The organism is Microbispora oryzae, assembly GCF_017896165.1.
GTDB lineage: Bacteria > Actinomycetota > Actinomycetes > Streptosporangiales > Streptosporangiaceae > Microbispora > Microbispora oryzae.
Map to the genome: position 1 here is coordinate 434,119 of NZ_JAFCNB010000001.1, position 18,106 is coordinate 452,224.

Here is an 18,106-nt window from a genome sequence, read left to right on the forward strand (position 1 = left end):
CACCATTTGTTACGAATGGCTGGCAAATGGTTGCACCCTCCCGGATGGCCTCCGCCGTAGGAGCGCGCACACAGTGAAGGCATGAAAGTCGGAGTCCCCCGGGAGATCAAGACCCACGAGTACCGCGTCGCCCTCACCCCCGCCGGAGCCCACGAGCTCGTCCGGCACGGGCACGAGGTCGTGGTCGAGACCGGCGCGGGCACCGGCTCGTCCATCGCCGACGCCGACTTCGCCACCGCCGGCGCGCGGATCGCCGGATCGGCGGACGAGGTGTGGGCCGAGTGCGAGCTCATCCTGAAGGTGAAGGAGCCGGTGCCCGAGGAGTATCACCGGATGCGCGGGAGCCAGGTGCTCTTCACCTACCTGCACCTGGCGGCGTCGCGGGCGTGCACGCGCGCCCTGCTCGACGCGGGCGTGACCGGCATCGCCTACGAGACCGTGCAGACCGCGGACCGGTCGCTGCCGCTGCTCGCGCCCATGTCGGAGGTGGCCGGCCGGCTCGCCGCGCAGGTCGGGGCCTATCACCTGATGCGCCAGGGCGGCGGCCGCGGGACCCTTATGGGCGGGGTGCCCGGTGTCTACCCGGCGAAGGTGGCCGTCATCGGGGCGGGAGTGTCGGGCATGAACGCGGCGGCCGTCGCCATCGGCATGCAGGCCGACGTGCTGCTGCTCGACCGGGACGTCGGCAGGCTCCGCCAGGCGGACGCGATCTACCAGGGACGCTGCACGACGGTCGCCTCGAACGCGTACGAGATCGAACGGGCGGTCGTCGACGCCGACCTCGTCATCGGGGCGGTGCTGGTGCCGGGCGCGAAGGCCCCGACGCTGGTGAGCGACGAGCTCGTCTCCCGGATGAAGACGGGCTCGGTGCTCGTGGACGTCTCGATCGACCAGGGCGGCTGCTTCGAGGACTCACGGCCCACGACGCACGCCGATCCCGTGTACCGGGTGCACGGCTCGGTCTTCTACTGCGTGGCCAACATGCCGGGAGCGGTCCCCCACACGTCGACCTACGCGCTCACCAACGTCACACTGCCGTACGCCCTGGCGATCGCCGACCTCGGCTGGCGCCGGGCCCTGACGGAGGACCCGGCGCTGGCCCGCGGGCTCAGCACGTACGACGGGCGGCTGACCAGCGGGCCGGTGGCCGAGGCCCACGGGCTCGATGCCGTGCCCGTGGCACTCGTCCTGGCCTCCTGACCCGGCCGGGAGGGGAGACCTGTGAGGGCTCAGGAGCCGGACGAGGCCCCCGGCATGGCCGGCGCCGTGCTGTCCGCCTTCGGGAGCGGCTGGTCGCCGGTGAGGCTGACGCCCCCGGTGCACGCCGCGCCCGGCTCGGGGGTGTAGGTCGGGTTCTGCTTGTAGTTCTGGATGTACTTGGGCAGGCGCGGGTCGTCGGCGCCGGTGAGCACGAGCTGGTGGTTCCAGGAGCTCACCACGACCTTGCCAGGCAGGCCGGGGTAGGGGCTCAGCAGCATGTACGGCGCGGAGGCGAGCGTCTTCAGCTTGTCCACCTCGGCCTTGGGCAGGTCGGGACGGTAGGTGATCCACACGGCGCCGTGCTCCAGGGAGTGCACGCCGTTCTCGTTGTGGATGGGCTTGTCGTAGACGCCGCAGTTCTCCCAGGCGTAGTTGTGCTGGCCGCCCACCGGCGGGGTCTCCTTGTAGGCCACCGTGCCCCAGGTGTGGTCGGAGCCCTTGTAGCTGAAGGTCTTGACTCCGTCGAGCGTCTTCTCGGCCCGGTCCTTCACCACGTAGAACCCGACCAGTGCCACCAGGACGACGATGACGAGGCCGCCGATACCCCACATCAGAAGCGCGGCGCGGCGTTCCTTGCGCTTCTGCTCGGCCCGCATGCGGGCGAGATGCTCGCGCCTCGCCTGCGTCTTCTCCTTCGTCATCCATCCTCCAAGCGCCGGTCAACTTTCGCCCCGTACTGCGATATGGAGAATAGTGGGTGGAGATGCCCCTTTGGGGTGGCGACAACTGGCCGGAAGAGTAGCCTGTTGCGCGATGAGCATCGACTCAGCCGACCCCCCCGGCCCCGCACCCCGTCCCCGGCACGTACTGCCCGTGCTCGGCGTGATCGCCCTGCTGGTCGCGGGAGCGCTCCTCGTGTTCTCGACCAGGTCGGACACTCCTGGAGACACCTCGCCCGAGGCGGGCTTCGCCCGCGACATGGCCATCCATCACGCCCAGGCGGTGGACATGTCGATCATCGTGCGCGACCAGACCAAGGACGGGCCGCTGCGGACCCTGTCGTACGACATCATCACGACGCAGGGCGCGCAGCTTGGAATTTTCATGGGCTGGCTGCAGGCGTGGGGCCTGAAGCAGGCGTCCGCGCAGCCTCCGATGGCGTGGATGTCCGGCCACGCGCACGGCGGCGCGCCGCCCACCGCGCCCACCGCGCCCGCCGCGGTGGCCTCCGGCGGCTCCTACATGCCGGGCATGGCGACGGAGGAGGAGATGAACCGCCTCAAGGCCGCCACCGGCAAGCAGGCGGAGATCCTCTTCCTCCAGCTCATGATCCGCCATCACGAGGGCGGGCTGGAGATGGCCGAGGGCCTGCTCAAGCTGTCCGACCGGCCCGAGGTTCGCGACCTGGCCCAGCACATCGTCACCGGTCAGACGGCCGAGATCCGCATGATGAAGGAGATGCTGACCGAGCGGGGCGCCCAGCCGCTGCCGTCGATCCTCCCGGCGTCCGCGGCCTGAGCACCCCGCCTCGGCGGGGGCGCGCTCAGGAGGCGCGGAGCTCCTCGGCGAGGGCCGCGACGAACGCGTCGACGTCCTCCTCCGTGGTGTCGAAGGCGCACATCCAACGCACCTCGACCATGCCGCCGCCGATCTGCTCGTCCCAGTTGTAGAAGCGGTACCGCTTGCGCAGCCGGTCCGCCGCGTCCATCGGCATGATCGCGAAGACCGCGTTGGCCTCGACGGGGCGCGGCACGGTCACGCCGGACAGCCCGCGGACGCCCTCCGCGAGGCGGGCCGCCATCGAGTTGGCCCGGCGCGCGTTGCGCAGCCACAGGTCCCCGCCGAGCAGCGCCTCGAACTGCACCGACACGAACCGCATCTTCGAGGCGAGCTGCATGCTCGTCTTGCGCAGGTACGGCAGGCCGTGCACGGCCGAGGGGTTCAGCGCGACCACCACCTCGCCCAGCAGCAGGCCCGCCTTGGTGCCGCCGAACGACAGCACGTCGACCCCCGCGTCCGTGGTGAGCGCCCGGAGCGGCACGTCGAGCGCGGCCGCCGCGTTGGTGAGCCGCGAGCCGTCCAGGTGGACGACCAGACCCAGCTCGTGGGCGTGGTCGCAGACGGCCTTGATCTCGGCCGGGGTGTAGAGGGTGCCGAGCTCGGTCGTGTTGGAGATCGACACGGCCCGCGGCTGGGCCCGGTGGGGGTCGCCGAAGCCCCACGCCCGCCGGTCGACCAGCTCGGGCGTCAGCTTCCCGTCCGGCGCCGGAACCGGGAGGAGCTTGAGACCCCCGGTCATCTCCGGGGCGCCCCCCTCGTCGGTGTTGATGTGCGCCGTCTCGGGGCAGATCACCGCCTCCCACGACGCGCACACCGAGCGCAGCGAGACCACGTTGGCCGCCGTGCCGTTGAAGACCGGGAACGCCTCGGCCTGCTCGCCGAAGTGCCGGCGGAAGATCCCCTGAAGCGCCTGCGTGTACGCGTCGTCTCCGTAGGAGAGCTGGTGTCCCCCGTTGGCGAGGGCGATCGCCTCCAGCACCTCCGGGTGGATCCCGGCGTAGTTGTCGCTGGCGAACGTCTTGGTCGCCGGATCATGCCGCCGTACGGCATCTGTAGTCACGAAATCTCCCCATTTGATCGGTGCACCCGGGGGTCATCAGGGCGTGAGATCGATGCGCCGGCCGTTGACGGCGCCCGGCTCCTCGTCCCACAGCCCCGAGACGGCCGTCGCCAGGTCCGCCACGTCAGTGAAGGACTTGTACGCGTTGTCCGGGTTTGCGGCCCGCATCCCATCGTGCACCAATGCGTTGACCACGAGCACCACGGCCGCCGCCCTGCTCCCCTTCAGGGCGTCGGCCAGCGCCAGGGTCCATGCCTCGGCCGCCGCCTTGGCCGCGGCGTACGCGGCGTTGCCCTGGGTCGGCTTCCCCGCCGCCCGCGACGACACGATCACGAACCTTCCGTCGCCGCTGGCCCGCAGCAGCGGCTCGAACGCCAGCGACACGTTCTGGAGGGTCCGGATCAGCAGGCCGTGCAGCAGGTCCCAGTCCTCGAGCCGGGTCTGCGCGAAGGCCGGCGACCCGCGCCACCCGCCGACGAGGTGGATCACGCCGTCCACCCGCCCGTGCTCGGCCTCGACCCGCCGGGCGAGTTCGCGGACCGCGTCCGGGTCGAGCAGGTCGACGGCGAGCGCGCCGCCCCGTCCCGACCTGTTCACCCCGACGACCGTGTCACCCAGCTCGGTGAACCGCCTGGTCACCGCGTCGCCCGACGGGCCGCCCGCGCCCGTCACGAGGATCACTCTGCTCATGCTCGCCTTTCCTCCCGGCGGCCCGGGGTCACCGGGCCCGGATGCCCTTGGTCGACTCCACCACGTCGGCGAGCTTACGGCGGAGGGCCTCGTAGAACATGCTCAGGGGGAACTCGTCCGGCAGCACGGCGTCTACCATGGCCTTCTGCTCCGCGGGCAGGGCCTGGATCCCCTGGTGCCACGCCGACGCCGGATTCGGCTCGACATACCCGGCCACCAGGCGGTGGGCGGCGAGCCAGTGGGCGGTCTTGGACCTGTCGATGCCGTCGCGGTAGAGCGTCTCGACCTCGCCCCGCAGGTCGGCGACCCTGTCGGCGACGCGCGCCCAGTCGATCGACAGCCGGTTGTCGGTCCAGCGGACCACGCCCCTGCGGTGCAGGTAGGCGAAGAGCAGCTGGCCGCCCAGCCCGTCGTAGTTGCGCACCCGCTCGCCCGTGATCGGGAAGCGGAACAACCGGTCGAACAGGATGGCGTACTGCACGAGCCGCGCGTGCGGCACGCCCGCCACCTCCAGCTTGACCGCCTCGCCGAACGCGGTCAGGTCGCAGCGCAGTTCCTCCAGCGAGTACAGCCAGTACGGCATCCGCTGCTTGATCATGAACGGGTCGAACGGCAGGTCGCCGTGGCTGTGGGTCCGGTCGTGCACGAGGTCCCACAGGACGAACGTGTCCTGGGCCAGGTCCTGGGAGGCCAGCAGCCGGGCGGCGTCCGGCGGGAGGGACAGCTTCAGCGTGGCCACGGCCGCCTGGCTGACCACCCGGAAGCGGGCCGCCTCGCGGTCGCAGAAGATGCCACCCCAGGTGAACCTCGGGGGCAGGTGGCGGACGGCGACCGTCTCGGGGAAGAGCACCGCCGAGTTCGTGTCGTAGCCGGAGGTGAAGTCCTCGAAGGCGATCGGCACGAACATCGGGTTGTCGTAGCCGTTCCGCTCCAGCTCGGCGAGCCAGTCCGGCCAGACCACCCGGATCCAGACGGCCTCCAGGTTGCGGTCGCGGTTGCCGTTCTGGGTGTACATCGGGAACAGGACGAGGTGCTCAAGACCGTCCTCCCGCCGGGTGTCGGGGTGGAAGGCCTCCAGCGAGTCGAGGAAGTCGGGAACGCCGAGCCCGCCCGACACCCACGCGCCGATGTCGCAGACCACGGTGTCCAGGTAGGCGCGGTCGTGCGGGAAGTGCGGCGCGAGCCGCTTGATGTGCTCGGCGACGTCGGAGAGCAGCTCGACGGCGAGGTCCTTGTCGCCGCTGATCGAGCCGTCCTTGGCCTGCAGCGGACGCAGGCGCTCGACGGCGGACTTGAGCCCGGCGAACTCGGCGGCCACCTCCTCACGGGAGGCGCGGCCGGAGGCCGCGCGGCCGTCCGGCACGCGGGCCGCCCAGGTCACCAGGTTGGTCCACAGCTGGGCGTGGTCGTAGTCGGAGATCGAGTCGTCGCCGAAGAGGTCGGAGTCGGCCAGCACGACCACCCGGCCCCGGCCGTGCCGGACCGCGGCCGCCAGCGGGCGTCCGGCGGGGTCGGCCGTGGGCGACGTCTCGAACAGGACCGTCGCCCCGGCGGGGACGCGCAGGCCGCCGGCCCGGTAGAAGCACGCCTGGCGCACCTCGGCGAGCAGGTCCTGGCGCACCCCGGCGTCGGGCCCCTCGGCGGCGGCGCCCCCGGCGGGCACACCCATGATCCAGGTGGCGACCCGGTTGTGGCAGTGGGCCGGGTCCTGCACCGTCGTGTGCTCCACCGCGACGCCGAAGCGGGCGAGCAGGTCGCCGAGGTTGCTGCCGTACTTGTCGTGCTCGCACTCGGCCAGCACGATCAGGCCGCCGCCGTCCCTGACGTACGCGTCGAGGACGTCGATCTCCTCGGCGGTGAAGACCGGGCGGCCCACTCCCGTCGTCCGTTCCCAGCGCTCACCGGACGGGTGCGCCACCACGAACACGTCGCGGCCGCCCAGCAGGGCGGCGGTGATCGGCCCCTCGGTGTGCGCGGCGACCGTGTGCCCGAGCCGGCGCAGGACCCCCGCGGCCTCCGCGTAGCTGTTGTCGTCCGGGTGCGCCGGGTTCATGGTCTCGGCGACGTCGCGCCGGATCGTCCATGCCTCGCTGTGCGCCTCGTCGAACAGGACGGACGGGAAGGCCTTCATTAAAAATCTCCCGTTCTGTGAGCTGTCTTCCGAAAAATATACACATTTCGGACGGGCGCAAAATAACCGATCAACATGAGGCCGCCCGCGAGTGGGAGTCCCGCCGTACCGGCCGGCGGTCGCGCGTACGAACCGCCCGGTCACCGTGCGATGATCCTGAGGGCCGGGGCTCGCGAGCCCGATCTCGGGATCGCCGATCCGCCCGGCGCCGCGGCGCCAATCGCGCGGCAAGTGGTTTGCAAGCCACGGCACGATCATGGGCCTGTATCAAGTGGGTGTCGGTAAGGATGCCGACCTTGTCGGCCCCCGGCACCGCTGAGAACCTTGGACTGTTCCGATCAGGCATAGGAGACGCAGATGCCCCGCCTGCACGCCCTCATCGCGGGGCTGGGCGCCGTTGCCGTCATGGGCGTGCCGACACTGGGCACCCCGGCGGCGGAGCGTCCGGCGAACGTACTCGCGCTCGGATTATCCGCGCTGCATCCCCACCCGAGCGGATCCACCGACCGCGTCACCCCCGGCGCCGTCAGGGTGGAGTCGAGCTCGCACGTCTCGATCACCCTGCTGGACGACCGCAGCGTGATCCAGCAGGTCGTCCGCGAGTACGACACCGATCTGGCCGAGGGCAGCGGTTTCACCGTCACCCCCGACGGCGTCGTCGTGACCGCGACCCAGGTCGTCCAGGCCGCCAGCGACCCGCGGATCTACGCCGCCAACCGGGTGTTCGCCGAATACTTCAAGGTCAAGATCCCGGCCGACTTCAAGCGGCACACGCTGAAGGACGCCGACCTCGACCGGCGCCTGCAGGCGTGCTACCCGCCCCAGCGCGCGGACTCGACCTGCATCTCCTCGGTCACCACGAAGGTGACCGTCTACCCGTACCTCGACCCCCCGCCGGCCGACGGGCTGCCCGCGCAGATCCTGACCGCGGGGACGTCGCCGGCCGCGGCCGCGGTGATCAAGGTGACACGGGGCGGCGAGAAGCAGACCCTGCCGACGGCGCCGCTCGGCACGTCGATCGCCACGACGGTCGAGTCGCTGGACGTGATGTCGCTGCCCTCTCGGCCGTCCGCCAAGCAGCCGCCGAAGCTCGACACCGCGCACCTCGACCCGCCGGGCAGCCGGACGTTCAAGGAGACCGAGCGCACCAAGCTCGACGGGATCCTCGCCAACGGCGGCCCCGGAGCCGGGCTCATCGACGACGGCAGGAGCGAGATCGTCGGGCTCGTGTCCGGCGGGGGCGACGTCCCCACGACCATCACCCCGGCCGACGACATCCGCACCGCCCTGGTCACCGCCGGGGTCACCCCGCGGCGCGGCCCCGTCGACGCCGTCTTCGAGAACGCCCTCGCGTCGTTCCACAACAAGCGCTACTCCGACGCCGTCCCGGTGCTCCAGCAGGTGCTGAACCTGCGCCCCGACCACGCGGTCGCCCTCGATCACCTGCGGGTCTCGCGGGCCAAGGCGGGGACCGCCGAGGACGCCGGGGCCAGGCCCCGGGCGACCGGCGCCCCCGTCGCCGCGTCCTCCACCCGGTCGCCACTCGTGTGGGTGGCCGGGGGCGTCGTGGTGATCGCCCTCGCCGCCGCGGTGGCCGTGCCGCTGCTGCGGCGCAGGCGCGGACGGGGCGCGGACGGCGCGGGGCCGGGCCGGGCGGAGCAGCCGCCGGTGGAGTCGTGGCCGCCGCACGCCGTCACCCAGGTGTTCCAGGCCCCGGGCGAGAGTCAGCGGGCCGCCGACGAGGCGCGGACACCGGCTCCCTCCTCCTCTTCCGGCGCCGCCGCGTCGGGAGCCGCCGGCTCCCTGGGCGCCTTCGGGTCTCCGGGCGCCGACTCCTATCCCCCGATCTCCCATCCGTCGGGCCCCCACGCGTCCGGGCCCCATCCGTCCGGGCCCCATCCGTCCGGGCCCCATCCGTCCGGGCCCCACGCGTCCGGGCCGGCGTCGCCCCCGTACGGCCAGCCGCGTCCGGCGGACCTGTCGCCGCCGCGGGGGCAGGCGCAGATGCAGTTCTGCACCCAGTGCGGCATGCGGCTGGGCCAGGGACACCGTTTCTGCGGCTTCTGCGGCAACCCGGCGGACGTATGAGCCGGCCACACGCGAATCGGAGGCTCGCATCATGACCGAGGGTCCCGCGACGCCCCCGCTGGTGGGGCGGCGGCTCGGCGACTACATGATCGAGGCCGCCGTCGGGCGCGGCGGCATGGCCACCGTCTACCGCGCCCGCGACCAGCGGCTCGGCCGGCCCGTGGCGCTGAAGATCCTCGCTCCGCAGCTGGCCCACGACGACAGGTTCCGTGACCGGTTCGTCCGGGAGTCGCGGCTGGTGGCGAGCATCGACCACCCCAACATCATCCCGATCTACGAGGCCGGCGAGCGCGACGACCTGCTGTTCATCGCCATGCGCTACGTCGACGGCAGCGACATGCGCAAGCTCGTGCGGTCGACCGGGCCGCTGCCCGTGGCCCGGGCCAACCCGTTGTTCACCCAGATCGCGTCCGCGCTGGACGCCGCCCACGCCAACGGCCTGGTGCACCGCGACGTCAAGCCCGCCAACATCCTGGTGACCGACCAGGACCACGTCTACCTGACCGACTTCGGGCTCACCAAGAGCTCGTCGGCGGAGGCCGGGCTGACCAGCCACGGGCACTTCATGGGCACGCCCCGCTACGTCGCCCCCGAGCAGATCCGGGGCCTGCCGGTGGACGGCCGCAGCGACCTGTACGCCTTCGCCTGCGTCGTCTACGAGGCGCTCTCCGGGCAGCCGCCGTTCCAGCGCGACACCGAGCTCGCCCTTCTCTACGCGCACGTCTCCCACGACCCGCCGCCGCTCACGCCGTACCGGCCGGATCTGCCGCACGCGGTGAACGCCGTGATGATCAGGGCCCTGGCCAAGAACCCGGACGACCGCTTCGCCACCGGCCACGCGTTCGTCTCCGCCCTGCGCGACGCGATCAGCGGCGGCCGCCCGGACGGGCGTCACGCGCCCGCGGCGGGCCCCACACCGGGCCTCGCCGCCGAACCCTCCGGGGGCGCCGGCCGGCAGCCGGGCGCGCGTTCCTACCCTCCGGTGTCACACCCGCCCGTGTCCCACCCCTCGCACCCGCCCGTGTCACAGCCACCCGTGTCACAGCCACCGGTGTCGCATGGGCCGGTCTCGTCCGCGCCGACGAGCTATCCGCCCTCCGGGGGCGGGGCGGCGTCGCGGCCGCCGCACCCCGGGACCTATCAGCAGCCCGCGTACCAGCAGGCCGCGTACGAACAGGCCGGGTACGAACAGGCATACGAGCAGCCCACATACGAACGGGGGCCGGCCGTCACCACGCCTGGAGGATCCCCCGTGGCCGGGGCGGCGCCCGGGCCCGCCGGGAAGCGGCGGTTCCCGCTCGGGCCGCTCATCGGCGGGCTCGCGATCCTGGTCTCGATCGCCGTGGCGGCGACCCTGATCCTGACCCGGGGCGGGGACACCGCGGCCACGTGGAACACCTATCCCGGATCAGTCGCCGCGCCGTTCACCATGGCCTACCCGTCGACCTGGGGAAACGCGAAGACCAACAGCGATCAGTGGATGATCGCCTCGCCGTCCGTCGAGGAGTTCAACGCGCTGTTCGCCGTCCCCGGGAACGGCGACTGGTCCAAGGTCGGCCCGATCATCAGTCAGCGACCCGATCAGGCGGTCGGCGTGTTCGGCCAGGTGAGCAATGCCATCAGCACGACGGACTCCCCGCTCGATCTCCAGCAGAGCCTGCAGTCGGTGCTCCCCGGCACCATCGGCTACACGGGCGCGCCCGTGGCGGCCACAGTCGGAGCCGCGCCCGCCTTCAAGCTCAGCGGGGTGATGAGCGACCCGCAGCAGACCACGCGGCTCGACTTCACCGCCTACGTGGTCCGGCGGGACGCCGGCGACACGAGCGTGCTCATCACGTTCTTCTGCCCGTCCGGCCGCTGCGACCAGACGCTCATCGACCACATGATCAACAGCGTCGCCTTCACCTCCTGACCACCGGGCCGGGCGGGTTCCCGCCTGGCCCGGCCGGGCGCTGGGCCGGTGCCGCTCAGCCGATCGGCCCGGCCGCGCGCCCGTACCAGTCGCGTGTGCCCTCCAGGACGGCTCGGTGAACGGCGCGGGCGACGCGCGATCCCCATTCCGAGCGAGGACCGCCGAACAGCTCCTCGGGACCGTCCTCGCGTACGGCGACGCAGACCGCGTCCGAGGCGGTGCCCGTGCCGGGCACCCCCGACTCGATCAGAGCCTGGGTCTTCGCCTCCGTCACGGTCGCCACGGCGTTGACGAGCGCCGCGTCGCAGAACGCCACCGGCACGGCGACGACGATGTTGACGGTGCCCACATGATTGACGGTGCCCACATGATTGACCGGGCCTGCGTGGTTGACCGGGCCTGCGTGGCCGGGCCGCGCGTACCCGGGCTCGATCTGTTCCGGCCGCGCCGGCGCCGCCCACACATGGTCCTCGTCCTCGGGGGCCGCGGCCCAGGTGGGGATCCCGAGACCGACGGTGGCCACCGCCCGCGCGTCCCCGTCGTCCGCCGTGGCGTACCGGGCCACCGGAGCGGCCGTGAGCATGCCCACACCGTGACCCCGCGGCCCGATGGACCGGAGGTGGTCGATCGGATCCATCCGCGCGTAGCCGGGCGGCACCTGGGCGTTCACGACCCAGTCCCGGCGGCCGATGCCGCCGCCGAGCATCGCCGACGAGATCATCCGCCAGCCGGGGCCGAACCGCCAGAGCAGGGTGCCGAGGCGGGCGCCGTCCTCGAACCGATGGCTGAGCGAGGGTTCGGCGACCGCCTTCACCGCGGCTGGCGGAGCTGACGCTCCGCCTCCTCGATGATCCGCTGAAGGCGCAGGCCGTGGGCGGCGTCGAGGGGATGGCCGCCCCCTCGCCGTACGGTCTCGGCGAACTGGCGGGCGACCTCGGGGAAGACGTCGCCGACGACGTCCGACCCGATGAAGACGGCGTTGCCGCCCGATCCGTACGCCTCCACCCGGGCCGGCGGCGCCTCGCCCCCGGCGGCCATGGACAGGGACGCCTCGCTGACCGCGCCGCTCTCGTGTTCGAGGAGCAGCCCCACCCAGCGGAGCGGATCGCCGTGGGCGCGGACCGCGACCACCGGCCCCAGAGCGGCGTCCAGCATGTCGATCATGTGGGGGCCGACGTCGAGCACGGCTCCCCGCTCCAGCCGCCAGGGCGTGGAGAACGGCCCGCCCAGCAGTCCGCCGCCGATGTTGGCCGCGTATCCCCCGAACGGCTCAAGGCCGCGCGCCCGTTCGATGAAAGCGGCCGCGACGTCGGAGTAGCGCAGGGTGAAGACCATCTGCGAGGCCACCCCGGCCTCCCCGATCGCCTCGGCCAGCCGCCGGGCCCCGTCGAGGTCGGCCGCGAGCGGCTTCTCCAGCAACAGCGCCTTTCCCGCCTTCGCGGCGAGCACGCCGAGCTCGGCCTGCACGTAAGGAGGCACCGCGAACGCGACGGCCCGCGACGCGTCCAGCAGCTCCTCGTACCGTTCGAACGCCGGCACGCCGTACCTGTCCGCCAGCGTGCGCGCGGCCTCTGGCCGGCGCGCCCACACCCCCGCGAGGCGGGTGTCCGGCCCCGCCGCGAGTATCCGCGCGTGGACCATCTCGGCCCACGGCCCCGCTCCGACCAGTCCCACCGGCACGCGCTCCATCACGGCCCTCCTCCGCCCGGGACCCTACTGCAGTCGTCCGGCCGGGGGTCAAGGCGGGTCGGGGAATCTCCGGCGCCCGGGCGATGGTTGGCCTGTGCCGTACCGGCTATATGGAGCTGACATGAACGTCATACTGTTGCGGCACGGCGAGACCGAGTGGAGCAGGGCAGGGCGGCACACGGGCCGCACCGACCTGCCGCTCACGTCGCGCGGCGAGGATCAGGCGCGGGCCCTTTCCGCCGTGGCCGGCGGCCACGACTTCTCGCTCGTCCTGGTGAGTCCCGCCCAGCGGGCCCGCCGTACGGCGGAGCTCGCCGGAGTCGCGGCCTACGAGGTGGACCCCAACCTGTGGGAGTGGGACTACGGGGGCTACGAGGGAGTGACCACCGCCGAGATCAGGCGGACGCGCCCCGGCTGGTATGTGTGGCGTGACGGGATCGTGCCGGGCGACCGCGACCATCCCGGCGAGTCCGTCGAGCACGTCGGCGAACGCGCCGACAAGGTGGTCAGCCGGATCCGCGCGACCGACGGAGACGTGCTGATCGTGGCGCACGGGCATCTGCTGCGGGTGCTCGCGGCCCGGTGGCTGGGGCTGCCGGCCGCCGACGGGCGGTATCTCCGGCTGGACACCGGCACCTACTCGTCACTGGGGTACGAACACGACGAACCGGTGCTGCTGCGCTGGAACGCTCCGGTCCGGTACGAACCGGCCTGAGACCCCGCCCCCGGCGTCTCCCGCGCCCGGGGCGGCCCCTGGTCCTGCCGCCGTTCCGCCGCGTGGTCGTGCCCGGCCCCCGTCGTGCCGCGTCGCGCGATCAGGCCGGATCAGGCCGCGGTCGGGCTCTGATCGGCTTCGGAGAGCTGCTGGGGTCGCGGCCCCCGGCCCGTCAGCCATTCGAGGACCCTGCGGTGGCCGCGCCGGGCGTCCTCGAAGTGCCCCCACCGCCAGTACCTCGGCTGCTCCCGCACCCCGGTGACCCATGTCCGGTACGACACCGACCTGGGCCGGCCGTCCTGGGGAGCGGCCGCCGAGGCGACACCGTAGGTGCGGATCACCACGCGACCGCCTGGTGCGAACAGCACGTCGTCGGCCACCGGGTAAAGAGTCATCTGGTCCAGCACGACAGGCCCCCCAAATTTCTGGCTTACGTGGGAACCAATCTGCCGGACCCTTGTTACGCCGCCCGCGCGGCGTCGTTACGCCGGTTCACCGGCAAGTTAACTCGGCGTTACACAAGGAGGCCGTCGAACTCGCCGTCCTTGACCCCGAGCACGAGTGCCCGGATCTCGTCGCGGGTGTAGATCAAGGCGGGCCCCTCGGGATAACGCGAGTTGCGGACCGCCACACTGCCGTCGGGGAGCTCGGCGAGCTCGACACAGTTGCCGGTGGAGTTGCTGTGGACGCTCTTCCGCCAGGTGACCCCGGCAAGGTCGGTTGCGGGCATCCCGTTATATGTCTGCATTTAGATCTCTCTGAGAAGATCGCCGAGAATCTCGGCGGTACCCCCCGGCGTCGTGCTCTCCACGCACAACTGCTCCATCGCCGTGAGGTAGGGATCGACGTCCTCACGTTTGTCCAGATAGAGGGCACCCCAGAGCTGCTCGACGTAGACCACGTCCGACAGGTCGGACTCGGGGAAGCGGAGGATGGTGAACGCTCCCCCTTCGGCCGCGTGCATCCCGAAGCGGAAGGGCATCACCTGAAGGGTGATGTTGGGCAGCGTGGACACCTCCAGTAAGTGCTGGAGTTGCTCCCGCATGATCGCATTCCCTCCGATGGGCCGCTTGAGCGCGGCCTCGTCGACGACCGCCCAGAGCCGGGGGCCGTCCTTGCGCGTCAGCCGATCCTGCCGCTGCATGCGCAGGTGCACGCGTTTTTCCACCTCGCCGTCCGGGGCGTCCGGAAAGCCGAGCTGGATCACCGATCTGGCGTACGCTGCGGTCTGCAACAGGCCGGGCACGAACTGCACCTCGTAGGTGCGGATCACGCTGGCCGCCTCCTCCAGTCCGACATAGGTGACGAACCAGTTCGGCAGCACCTCGCCGTACTTGTGCCACCAGCCCGGAGTGTTCGCCTCCCGGACCATCTCCAGCAGGCCGCGCCGCTCCGCGTCGTCGTGCACGCCGTACAGCGTGAGCAGGTCTTCGACATCGCGTGTCTTAAACCCGACCCGGCCGAGCTCCATCCGGCTTATCTTGGACTCGGAGGCCCGAATGTGGAATCCGGCGACCTCGCGGGTGAGTCCCCGCTCCTCGCGCAGCCGGCGAAGGCTCGCACCGAGCATGATTCGCCGTACGGTGGAACCGGACCCGGGCGGATCTATGAACACGCGCTATTCCTCCGCTTTGTGGACTGGTTCACAGTGTGTCAAAGATCGCCCCCTTCGTCCCAGTGTTGGTTGGGGGTAACGGTAGCGCCTGCCCACCCTGCTTGCACGTGCATTCGCTCTTGCACATGCACATGATTGTCCAGCATCATGATCTCGTGCAGTCCACGAACCTGGTCCGCAGCCAGAATCAGTGGTCGGCGCTCGATTGGTGGCCGCCGATCGGCTGGTGGCCGGACCCCGCGCGCGATCTCCTCCAGCCCGGGTCCGCCGCCGCGAGCGCCACCTTCGTCCTGCTTCCCCGTGCCGAGTCGGTGCATTCGGCACGCAGCTTCGCGGCGGGAACGCTGACCGGCTGGCGCATGGGCGAGCTGCAGGACGGCATGGAGCTGATCGTCTCCGAGCTGGCCACCAACGCCCTCCGGCACGGCCTGATGCTGGGCGCGACGCCGTCCCGGGAGGTCATCCGGCTCTCGCTGATCCGCCGGGGTGCGCTGGTCACCTGCGCGATCACCGATCCGGGCGCCAAGGCGCCGGTGCTGCGCGACCCCTCCCCGTTCGAGCCCGGAGGTCTGGGGCTGCACATCGTCGAGTCGCTCAGCGTGTGCTGGGGCTGGTGCCCGCTGGCTCCGCGAGGCAAGGCGGTGTGGGCCGTGCTGTCCGCCTGAACCCGGGCGGGCGCCCCCCGCTTTCGCCGTGCCCGCCCTTACCTGCCCGCCAGATCTGCCTCGCGTTCGGCCCGGTCCGTCCACCGAAGAGCGCTCCCGTGCAGCCCGGAATGCACGGGAGCGCCCTCCGGCCGACGGCCCGCCCCGGCAGGACATCCGCCGAAGTCCCAGCGCGAAGGGTCAGGATGTGCTGAGATCGGACCGTAACGGCCGAACGGCATGCCCGTTTTCGTAGCGATCGGCGGAGAACATCGTGATCTCTGGATTCGTGACGGCGCGCCGTCTCCAGGTCCGCCGGCCTGATCGCGAGCGTGCGCCCCGCCAGCGCGGCCTCCCGAGAACTCCGGAAGACCTGCGATGGACGATCACCTAACCGGCTGGCTGAGCAGCCTCGACGAGGACAGGCTGGCACGCGTCCTGGCCAACCGGCCGGACGCCATCGCGGCGCCCTGGCCCAGGCGCCTGGACGCCCTCGCCCAGCGACTCACCGACGACGCCGCCGTCATGCGGGTGATCCGCACCCTCCCCCTCCCTCCGCTCGAACTGCTGCAGGCCTGCCTGGTCCTCGGCGACCGGCCGAGCGAGGACGAGCTGGCCCGGTTCCTCGGAGTGAGCACGTCGGAGGTGATCCCGTGGCTGGACCGCCTGTACGACCACGCGGTCGCCTGGCCGGGCCGGGACGGCCGGATCTCGCTGGCCGGGGCGGTGGCGCGCTGGTGGACGGCCCCCTGCGGCCTGGGCGAGCCGCTCGCCGCGTACCTCGAGTCGTGGAAGATGACCACCGAGGCGCTGCGCCGCGTCTGCCGGGTGCTCGGGCTGCCGGCCCAGGGCGGCAGGCGCCAGACGGTCGCCAGGATCGGCGCGCTCCTCGGGGACAGCGAGCGGCTCGGCGCTCTCCTTGAGGAGGCCCCCGAGGGCACGATGGAGATGCTCGACGGCTTCGCCTGGGACGGACCGGTGCGCAGCGTGCACGGCAACCGCTTCGTCGTGACGGGCACGCCCGAGAAGTGGGCCCTCGACCGCGGCCTGCTGTTCCGGACCCAGTGGGACCTGGCGGAGATGCCGCGCGAGGTGGCGCTGGCCCTGCGCGGCCCCGACTACCGCGCCCCCTTCACGCCGTACCCGCCGGAGACCGCGACCGCCGAGGCCGACGCCGAGCGGGTCGAACACGAGATGTGCCTGGCCGCGCCGCGCGTGCTCGACCGTGCCACCGCGCTGCTCGAAAACGTCGACAAGACGTCGCTGCCGCTGCTGAAGAGCGGCGGGGTGGGCGTCCGCGAGGTGCGGCGGCTCGCCCGCGAGACCGGTTGCTCCGAAGGGGAGACGCGGCTGCTCGTGGAGGTGGTCGCGGTCGCGCGGCTGATCCGGCTGGACGACGACGCGAGCGGGCTGGTGCCGGCCGAGCGGTTCGGCGCCTGGCGGCTGGACGAGCCCGCGGCCCGGCTGTGCGTCCTGCTGTCCGCCTGGCTGCGGATGGAGCGCTCGTCGCTGCGCCGCGCCGAGGGACGCCCGTCGACGCTCCTCGGCGACGAGCCCGCCGGCGAGACGATCGCCCGGATCCGCTGGGCCGTGCTCGCCGCCCTCGCCGACCTCGGCGAGGGCAGGGGCTTCGCCACCGTGCAGGAGCTCGTGCAGCGCGTTCACTGGCGGGCGCCCCTGCTGGACAAGGAGCTTCTCGCGCAGTGCACGCCGGCGGTCCTGGAGGAGGCCCGCCTGCTCGGGCTGCTCTCCTGCGACGCGCTCACCGGCCTCGGCCGGGCGCTGGCCGCGCTCGGGCCGGTCGCGGGCGACGAGAGCCAGGCGGGTGTGCCGGAGGTGGAGCACGACCCCGAGCTCGCCAGGTGCGCCACGCGGGCGTTCGCCAGCGCGCAGCGGACCGCGCTGTTCGGCGCCGACCTCACCGCCGTCGTGACCGGGCCGCCCTCGGTCGACCTCGCCCGGTTGCTCGATCGCGCCGCCGAGCGCGAGACCCAGGGTGAGGCCTCCGTCTGGCGGTTCAGCCCCGCGAGCGTGCGCAGGGCCCTGGACGCGGGAGACACCGCCGACTCCCTGATCGCCGACCTGTCCGAGGCGGGGGCCCTCCCGCAGCCGCTGACGTACCTCATCCGCGACGCCGCCCGGCGGCACGGCGAGGTGACGGTCTCGTCTGTGGGCTGCATCATCCAGGGATCCGACCCCGCCCTGCTGGCCGAGATCGCCGCCCATCGGCGGCTGTCGCGGCTCGGGCTGCGGCTGCTGGCCCCGACCGTGCTGGCCGGCGCCGCACCCGCCGGCCCGACGCTGTCCGCGCTGCGCGAGGCCGGATACGCGCCGGTGCCGGTCGACGACACCGGGGAAATCACGGTACGCCGCGAGCCGCAGGGCGGCCGGCTGATCCTCCTCCCGGGCGGCCGGGTGGCCGAGCTCGAGCCGCCCGCCACGCTGGTCGAGCCGCCGCCCGACCCGCGCGAGCACGCGAAACGGCTGCTGGTCAGCGGAGCCCCCCTCGCCGAGGGCGGCAGGAGCGGCCAGACATGGGCGGTCATCGGGCGGATGGCGACCCGGCTCCCCGCGGCTCAGCAGTCCCTGCTCGGCTTCGTGGTCGACCGGGACGTGCGGGCGCTCATCACGCTCCGCGACGGCGTGACGGCCACGATCAGCCACGGCGAGCTGCGCAGCGGCGTCCTCGACGCGTGGTGCGAGGAGGCCGGCGACTACCTGGAGTTCCCCCTTCACGAGATCGCCTCCGTCATCGCCGCGAGCTGAGATTTCCCGCCGGGCCGCGCCGTGTCTCCGTAAGAT

General features: G+C 72.3%; 16 protein-coding genes. 7 read left to right on the forward strand and 9 right to left on the reverse strand.

Going from position 1 to position 18,106, the window contains the following annotated elements; genetic code table 11:
• Positions 1-81: 81 nt before the first annotated feature.
• Positions 82-1,200, forward strand: a complete 1,119-nt coding sequence (gene ald / locus JOL79_RS01980; RefSeq protein ID WP_210153850.1) for an alanine dehydrogenase — start codon at positions 82-84, stop codon at positions 1,198-1,200.
• A 29-nt stretch (positions 1,201-1,229) separates the two neighbouring features.
• Here the strand turns inward: ald and JOL79_RS01985 are convergent, their stop codons facing one another.
• Entirely contained in the window at positions 1,230-1,901 is a 672-nt protein-coding gene (locus tag JOL79_RS01985) for a thioredoxin-like domain-containing protein (protein WP_210153851.1), read from the reverse strand.
• Positions 1,902-2,013: 112 nt separating this feature from the next.
• Between JOL79_RS01985 and JOL79_RS01990 the strand changes: the two genes are divergently transcribed.
• Entirely contained in the window at positions 2,014-2,718 is a 705-nt protein-coding gene (locus JOL79_RS01990) for a DUF305 domain-containing protein (RefSeq protein ID WP_210153852.1), read from the forward strand.
• A 25-nt stretch (positions 2,719-2,743) separates the two neighbouring features.
• Here the strand turns inward: JOL79_RS01990 and JOL79_RS01995 are convergent, their stop codons facing one another.
• Genes JOL79_RS01995 through JOL79_RS02005 form a run of 3 tightly spaced genes read right to left on the reverse strand, consistent with a single transcriptional unit; the run spans position 2,744 to position 6,641 of the window.
• Positions 2,744-3,820, reverse strand: coding sequence for a threonine aldolase family protein (locus JOL79_RS01995; protein ID WP_210153853.1), 1,077 nt, complete (start codon positions 3,818-3,820; stop codon positions 2,744-2,746).
• Between the two features lie 36 nt (positions 3,821-3,856).
• Complete coding sequence (locus JOL79_RS02000; RefSeq protein WP_210153854.1) at positions 3,857-4,510, reverse strand: SDR family NAD(P)-dependent oxidoreductase; 654 nt, start codon at positions 4,508-4,510, stop codon at positions 3,857-3,859.
• A gap of 28 nt (positions 4,511-4,538) precedes the next feature.
• Positions 4,539-6,641, reverse strand: coding sequence for a DUF6421 family protein (locus JOL79_RS02005; RefSeq protein ID WP_210153855.1), 2,103 nt, complete (start codon positions 6,639-6,641; stop codon positions 4,539-4,541).
• A 357-nt stretch (positions 6,642-6,998) separates the two neighbouring features.
• Between JOL79_RS02005 and JOL79_RS02010 the strand changes: the two genes are divergently transcribed.
• Together JOL79_RS02010 and JOL79_RS02015 are read left to right on the forward strand one after the other, a co-directional pair.
• Complete coding sequence (locus tag JOL79_RS02010) at positions 6,999-8,729, forward strand: zinc ribbon domain-containing protein (protein WP_210153856.1); 1,731 nt, start codon at positions 6,999-7,001, stop codon at positions 8,727-8,729.
• Between the two features lie 31 nt (positions 8,730-8,760).
• Complete coding sequence (locus tag JOL79_RS02015) at positions 8,761-10,641, forward strand: serine/threonine-protein kinase (protein WP_210153857.1); 1,881 nt, start codon at positions 8,761-8,763, stop codon at positions 10,639-10,641.
• A 55-nt stretch (positions 10,642-10,696) separates the two neighbouring features.
• Here the strand turns inward: JOL79_RS02015 and JOL79_RS02020 are convergent, their stop codons facing one another.
• Positions 10,697-11,455: an adenosylcobinamide amidohydrolase gene (locus tag JOL79_RS02020; RefSeq protein ID WP_307848248.1), complete on the reverse strand. Its 759-nt coding sequence runs from the start codon at positions 11,453-11,455 to the stop codon at positions 10,697-10,699.
• Complete coding sequence (locus JOL79_RS02025) at positions 11,452-12,330, reverse strand: Gfo/Idh/MocA family protein (protein ID WP_210153858.1); 879 nt, start codon at positions 12,328-12,330, stop codon at positions 11,452-11,454. The genes JOL79_RS02020 and JOL79_RS02025 overlap by 4 nt, the downstream gene beginning before the upstream one ends.
• A 121-nt stretch (positions 12,331-12,451) precedes the next feature.
• Between JOL79_RS02025 and JOL79_RS02030 the strand changes: the two genes are divergently transcribed.
• Entirely contained in the window at positions 12,452-13,045 is a 594-nt protein-coding gene (locus JOL79_RS02030; protein WP_210153859.1) for a histidine phosphatase family protein, read from the forward strand.
• A 110-nt stretch (positions 13,046-13,155) separates the two neighbouring features.
• Here the strand turns inward: JOL79_RS02030 and JOL79_RS02035 are convergent, their stop codons facing one another.
• The 3 genes from JOL79_RS02035 to JOL79_RS02045 form a co-directional block, all read right to left on the reverse strand.
• The gene (locus JOL79_RS02035; protein WP_230984015.1) at positions 13,156-13,440 is read right to left on the reverse strand and encodes a hypothetical protein; all 285 of its coding nucleotides are present in this window, start codon (positions 13,438-13,440) and stop codon (positions 13,156-13,158) included.
• A 119-nt stretch (positions 13,441-13,559) separates the two neighbouring features.
• Positions 13,560-13,793 (reverse strand): DUF397 domain-containing protein, encoded by a 234-nt coding sequence (locus tag JOL79_RS02040; RefSeq protein ID WP_036321981.1) that lies wholly within the window; start codon positions 13,791-13,793, stop codon positions 13,560-13,562.
• Positions 13,794-14,660, reverse strand: a complete 867-nt coding sequence (locus tag JOL79_RS02045) for a Sco1979 family transcriptional regulator (protein WP_504739979.1) — start codon at positions 14,658-14,660, stop codon at positions 13,794-13,796.
• Positions 14,661-14,815: 155 nt separating this feature from the next.
• Between JOL79_RS02045 and JOL79_RS02050 the strand changes: the two genes are divergently transcribed.
• Together JOL79_RS02050 and JOL79_RS02055 are read left to right on the forward strand one after the other, a co-directional pair.
• Positions 14,816-15,325, forward strand: a complete 510-nt coding sequence (locus JOL79_RS02050; RefSeq protein WP_307848249.1) for an ATP-binding protein — start codon at positions 14,816-14,818, stop codon at positions 15,323-15,325.
• A gap of 357 nt (positions 15,326-15,682) precedes the next feature.
• Positions 15,683-18,070 (forward strand): helicase-associated domain-containing protein, encoded by a 2,388-nt coding sequence (locus JOL79_RS02055; RefSeq protein WP_210153862.1) that lies wholly within the window; start codon positions 15,683-15,685, stop codon positions 18,068-18,070.
• Positions 18,071-18,106 lie beyond the last annotated feature (36 nt).